We start from the raw sequence: 4531 nt of genomic DNA on the forward strand, positions 1-4531 counted from the left end.
CCGCCAGCCGGCCGGGACCCAGCAATCTAACGACGCCGATCCGCCCTGACAACCCCTCGATCGCTGCCGATCGATCGGATCGCCCGAAGACGACCTCGGCCGCCGCGCCCGCCGAACGCCGCCGCGCCCCAAGAGCACCGCGCCGCCAGCGAGCGCGGTGTATAGACCCACCAACACCCCCATGACAAGACCTGATTTTGACGGATCCATCGCAACCGCGTTGCAGCAACGTGAAACCCAACCCCCAAACCGCCAACCACTGACACCTACAGCACGCCCAGGTCCCGCAGCGCGCGGACCATCCAGTCGGGCATGTCGGCGGCCGGGTCGGAGTCGGATGCGCCGACGTCGGCGGGGGCGTCGGCGGGGTCCAGGTAGCGCCAGCCCTGGAACGGGCGGTGCGGGGCCGCGGTGACCCGGATCAGCGCGGGCGCGAGTTCGATCACGCAGGCCCGCCGGCCTTGCGAATCGCGGATCTCCCGCAGGTCGTGAACCGGCTGGCGCGCGCGCATCCGGCCGTTCATGATCCAGTAGAGCGAACCGCCGTCCAGGATCTCCGGCGCGCGCTTGGGCACCTGGCGGGTGACGTGGCAGAGCACCCGGCGGCCGAGCTCCCGCTCGATCCGGTCGAGGCGCCGCGGCATCCAGGCTTCGAGCTGTTCGGGCGAGTCGACGCCGACGCAGAGCTTCTTCAGGTGCAGCGTCACGCCGCGCCCCCCGCCCCTTGCGCCGCCAGCGCCCGAGCGACCTTGGAGGCCGGTTCGCGGCCCAGCGCGGCCGAGATCTCCCGCCCGGCGGCGGCGACCGCGTCCAGGTCGACGCCGGTGTCGATGCCGAGGCCGTGCAGCATGTACAGCAGATCCTCGGTCGCCAGGTTGCCGCTCGCCCCCTTGGCGTAGGGGCAGCCGCCCAGGCCGGCGACCGCCGAATCGACGATTCGCACGCCGCGCTCCAGGCAGGCCAGCACGTTGGCGAGCGCCTGGCCGTAGGTGTCGTGGAAGTGCACCGCGAGCCGGTCGATCGCCACCTCGGCTGCCACCGTCTCCAGCATCTTCGCCGCCGCGTCCGGCGTGCCCACGCCGATCGTGTCGCCCAGCGAAATTTCGTCGCAGCCGAGCTCGGCCAGGTCGCGGGCGATGTTGGCGACGCGGTGGGGGGAGACCGCCCCCTCGTACGGACACCCGAGCACGCAGGAGACGTAGCCGCGCACCCGCAGGCCGCCGCGCTTGGCCGCCGCGATCACCGGGGCGAAGCGCCCCAGGCTCTCCTGGATGCCGCAGTTGATGTTGCGCTGGCTGAAGGTCTCCGAGGCCGCGCCGAACACCGCGATCTCAGCAGCCCCCGCCTCCCGCGCCCGCGCCAGCCCGGTGTCGTTGGGGACCAGCACGGGGAAGCGGGTCGGCCCGCCCCGCGGCAGCTGGGCCAGCACCTCGGCACTGCCGGCCATCTGCGGCACCCACTTGGGCGAAACGAAGGCGCCGGCCTCGACCACCGGCAGGCCGGCGGCGGCGAGCGCGGTGATCAGCCGCACCCTGGCGGCGACCGGGAGCTCGCCGGATTCGTTCTGCAGGCCGTCGCGCGGGCCGACCTCGACGACCGTGACCCGGTCCGGCCGGCTCATGTCCTGGCCCCGTCAGCCGGGTCGCCGTCGGGCTCGAAGCGCAGCAGCTCGGTCCCTTCCGACACCTGGTCGCCGGCGGCGAAGTGCAGCTCGGCCACCGTGCCGTCGGCGGGCGCGCGGATCGCGTGCTCCATCTTCATCGCCTCCAGCACCATCAGGGTGGTGCCGCGCGTCACCTGCTGGCCGGCGTCGACCGCGACGGTGGCGATCCGGCCCGGCATCGGCGCGGTCAGGCTGCCGGCGGGCGCATCCGCGTCGCCCGCCCCGGCAAGCCGGCCGCGCCGGGACAGCCGCCAGGCGTGCGGGCCGAGCAGGACGGTCCGCAGCTCGCCGTCGCGCAGCACGCAGCCGGCGCGCTTGCGCCCGTCGACCTCGGCGCTGAGCTCGACGGTCCCGCCGGTCACCTGCGCCGACAGCACGCGCGCCGCCACCTCGCCCGCGGGCAGTGCCAGCAGCGCGCCGTCGCGGATGAAGGTCAGGCGCACGGCGTGCTCGACCTCGCCCTCCAGGAAGGTGAAGTCGAGGTGGCGGTCGTCGTTCAGCCGCCAGCCGTCGGCGGCGTGCCAGGGCGCGTGCGGGTCGGGCGCGGCCGCGGCCTCCAGCCGCACCGCGTGATCGCGCGCCTGCGCTTCCGCCAGCGCGGCCAGCGCCAGCGCGGCGTCGGGCAGCGCCGGGGGCGCCTGCAGCGTGTCGGCGTGGCGCGCGATGAAGCCGGTGTCGACCGGCCCGGCGCGCAGCTCCGGATGGTCGACCAGCCGGCACAGGAAGCCGAGGTTGGCAACGCAGCCGCCGACCTGGGTCGCCTCCAGCGCGCGCTTCAGCCGGCGCAGCGCAGCCGGACGGTCGGGGCCGTGGGCGATCACCTTCGCCAGCATCGGGTCGTAGTGCGGTGTGACCGTGTCGCCTTCGCGCACCCCGGTGTCGACCCGCACGCCCAGTACGCCATTGGGGGGCAGGCCGTCGGCCAAGCGCAGGCGGGTCAGCGGCCCGGTCGCCGGCAGAAAGTCGCGCGCCGGGTCCTCGGCGTAGAGCCGGACCTCGACCGCGTGGCCGTCGAGCGGGATCGCGTCCTGCGCCAGCGGCAGCGGCTCCCCGGCCGCCACCCGCAGCTGCCAGGCGACCAGGTCCTGACCGGTGATCGCCTCGGTCACCGGATGCTCGACCTGCAGGCGGGTGTTCATCTCCATGAAGTAGAAGGCTTCGGCCCCCGGCTCGCCTTCGGCGATGAACTCCACCGTGCCGGCGCCGACGTAGCCGATCGCCCGCGCCGCGGCGACCGCGGCCTGGCCCATCTCGGCGCGTTTTTCCGCCGTCATGCCGGGGGCGGGCGCCTCCTCCAGCACCTTCTGGTGGCGGCGCTGGGGGGAGCAGTCGCGCTCATGGAGATGCACGGCGTTGCCGTGGGTGTCGGCGAACACCTGCACCTCGATATGCCGGGGCTTTTGCAGGTAGCGCTCCAAGAGCACCCGGTCGTCGCCGAAGCTGGCCTTGGATTCGCGCTTGGCCGCGGCCAGCTGGTCGGCGAATTCGTCCGAGCGCTCGACCACGCGCATGCCCTTGCCGCCGCCGCCGGCCGACGCCTTGATCAGCAGCGGATAGCCGACCTGCGCCGCCTCCGCCGCCAGGCGCTCGGGGTCCTGGTCGTCGCCGTGGTAGCCGGGCACCAGCGGCACCCCGGCCTCCGCCATCCGCGCCTTGGCCGCGGCCTTGGAGCCCATCGCCCGGATCGCCGCCGGCGGCGGGCCGATCCAGGTCGCGCCGGCGGCTTCCACGGCTTGCGCGAAATCCGCGTTTTCCGCCAGGAAGCCGTAGCCGGGGTGGACGCTCTCGGCCCCCGAGACACGGATCGCATGCAGCAGCGCGTCGACGTTCAGGTAGCTCTCCGCGGCCGAGGCCGGGCCCAGGCGCACCGCGTCGTCGGCCAGCTGGACGTGCAGCGCGTCGCGGTCGGCATCGGAATAGACCGCGACCGTGCTGAGCCCCATCGCGCGAGCGGTGCGGACGATCCGGCAGGCGATCTCGCCGCGGTTGGCGATCAGGACGGAGGCGAGCATGGCGTCAATCGTCCTCTCGCCAGCTGGCCTTGCGCTTGTCCAGGAAGGCGGCGATGCCCTCCTGCCCTTCCGGGCTCGCGCGCAGGCGGGCAATACGCTTTGCGGCGTCTTCGTTCACGCTCTCGCCGGGGGCGGTCGCGCGCAGGCTGCGCAGGTGGGCCTTCGCCTCCACCTGCGCCGCAGGGCCGCCCTTCAGGACCTCCTGGACCAGTTCCTCGCCGCGGGTGCGCAGGTCGTGCCAGGCGGTCAGCACGTGCACCAGGCCCAGGCGGTGCGCCTCCTGGGCGGAGAAGCGCTCGGCGGTGAAGGTGTAGCGGCGCACCGCCCGCTCGCCCAGCGCCTGCAGCACGTAGGGCTGGATCACCGCCGGGATCAGCCCCAGGCGCACCTCGGAGAGCGCGAACACCGCGGATTCGCTGGCGACCACGATGTCGCAGCAGGCGACCAGGCCGAGCCCGCCGCCGATCGCCGGGCCCTGCACCAGCGCCATGGTCGGCTTGGAGAAGCTGTCCAGCGCCTCCATCAGGCCGGCGAGCGCGCGCGCGTCCGCCAGGTTCTCCTGCTCGCTCTTGTCCGCCATCGCCTGCATCCAGTTGAGGTCGCCGCCGGCGGAAAACGACTTGCCCTGCGCGGTCAGCAGCAGCATGCGCACCCGCGCGTCGTCGTCGTAGCCGCGCAGGCTGCTGGTCAGCTCGCCGATCAGCTCGGCGTTGAAGGCGTTGTGCTTGTCGGGCCGCGTGAGCGCGATGTGGACGACGCCGCGCTCGTCGATCTCCTCGAGGAAGAAGGGGCGTTCCATGCGGCGGGTCCTTTCGTGCTGGCGGGCGGTTGGGGGCGATGGTCGTTCGGGCGCGCG

Annotated in this window: 4 protein-coding genes; all 4 read right to left on the reverse strand. The window is 73.7% G+C overall.

The window, feature by feature from the left end:
• Positions 1-266 precede the first annotated feature (266 nt).
• The 4 genes from CKO28_RS26725 to CKO28_RS26740 are packed head-to-tail and all read right to left on the reverse strand — an operon-like array spanning position 267 to position 4474.
• Positions 267-707 (reverse strand): DUF1489 family protein, encoded by a 441-nt coding sequence (locus tag CKO28_RS26725; RefSeq protein WP_200344387.1) that lies wholly within the window; start codon positions 705-707, stop codon positions 267-269.
• A complete protein-coding gene (locus CKO28_RS26730) occupies positions 704-1621 on the reverse strand; it encodes a hydroxymethylglutaryl-CoA lyase (RefSeq protein ID WP_200344389.1) in 918 nt (305 codons plus the stop codon). Before CKO28_RS26730 ends, CKO28_RS26725 begins: the two co-directional genes overlap by 4 nt.
• Positions 1618-3675: an acetyl/propionyl/methylcrotonyl-CoA carboxylase subunit alpha gene (locus CKO28_RS26735; RefSeq protein WP_200344391.1), complete on the reverse strand. Its 2058-nt coding sequence runs from the start codon at positions 3673-3675 to the stop codon at positions 1618-1620. Before CKO28_RS26735 ends, CKO28_RS26730 begins: the two co-directional genes overlap by 4 nt.
• A gap of 4 nt (positions 3676-3679) precedes the next feature.
• A complete protein-coding gene (locus CKO28_RS26740; RefSeq protein WP_200344393.1) occupies positions 3680-4474 on the reverse strand; it encodes an enoyl-CoA hydratase-related protein in 795 nt (264 codons plus the stop codon).
• Positions 4475-4531 lie beyond the last annotated feature (57 nt).

It is taken from the genome of Rhodovibrio sodomensis (assembly GCF_016583645.1).
GTDB classification, from domain to species: domain Bacteria; phylum Pseudomonadota; class Alphaproteobacteria; order Kiloniellales; family Rhodovibrionaceae; genus Rhodovibrio; species Rhodovibrio sodomensis.

Coding starts and splice junctions, on each gene's coding strand:
- CKO28_RS26735 (WP_200344391.1), bottom strand. CDS start 3,675: ATGCTCGCCTCCGTCCTGATCGCCAACCGCGGCGAGATCGCCTGCCGG.
- CKO28_RS26730 (WP_200344389.1), bottom strand. CDS start 1,621: ATGAGCCGGCCGGACCGGGTCACGGTCGTCGAGGTCGGCCCGCGCGAC.
- CKO28_RS26740 (WP_200344393.1), bottom strand. CDS start 4,474: ATGGAACGCCCCTTCTTCCTCGAGGAGATCGACGAGCGCGGCGTCGTC.